Source organism: Streptomyces calidiresistens (assembly GCF_014141525.1).
In the GTDB taxonomy this organism is placed as follows: Bacteria; Actinomycetota; Actinomycetes; order Streptomycetales; family Streptomycetaceae; genus Streptomyces; species Streptomyces calidiresistens.
In genome coordinates this window covers 1-641 of record NZ_VKHS01001459.1, presented here as the reverse complement: position 1 = coordinate 641, position 641 = coordinate 1, and the positions used below count along the sequence as shown (strand labels likewise).

At 79.1% G+C, this 641-nt stretch carries 1 protein-coding gene; it reads right to left on the bottom strand.

Annotated features, from left to right (window positions below; translation table 11 throughout):
- The coding region (locus FOE67_RS27810; protein WP_323385634.1) for a YcaO-like family protein at nucleotides 1-606 on the bottom strand (606 nt) is incomplete at its 3' end.
- Nucleotides 607-641: the final 35 nt, after the last annotated feature.

Below are 641 nucleotides of genomic sequence, written 5' to 3'. Positions count from 1 at the left end.
GTCGGGGTCGGGGTCGGCGGCGGTGCCGGCGAGCGGCGGGTGGTGGACGGGGGGCTCCGGCCGGCGCGGATCACGGGGGCGGTTGACCCACACCAGCGAGGCGGGCACCAGGAGTTCGGTGTCCCGGTGCAGGTCGCGGCCGGTGGTCCAGGTGACGGGCAGGTCCCGCTCGAAGGGCACGAACGGGAAACCGCGCGCGGCGTACTGTTCCGGCGCGTACAGGGCGAGGGTGCGGGGGTCCAGGGCGGACCGGCCGGCGCGGGCCAGCTCGTCCCGGGAGCGGAGCGGCTCGGCGGCTCCGGCGGGATCGGGAGGGGCGTTGCCGCACAGGCGCTCGACGGCCTCGCCGACGGCGGCGCGGCGGGAGCGGTCCGGGTCGCCGAGGGCGGCGCCCCCGGTGGCGGGATCCACGACGCCGGGGCCGGGGACGAGGTGGGCGGTGTGCGAGACGCACAGCGGCACGGTCACCACCCGGGGGCGGTCGCGCACCACCCGGGCCACCACGCCGTCGGGGCCGATGACGGCCTCCACGGGATCGGGGGGATCGGCGGCGCGTCGCCCCGTCGGGACGGTCGTCGATCCCGCCGGTCCGGGTGTCGGGGGCACGGGTTCCACTCTCCTGATCGGGGACGGGCTCCGGG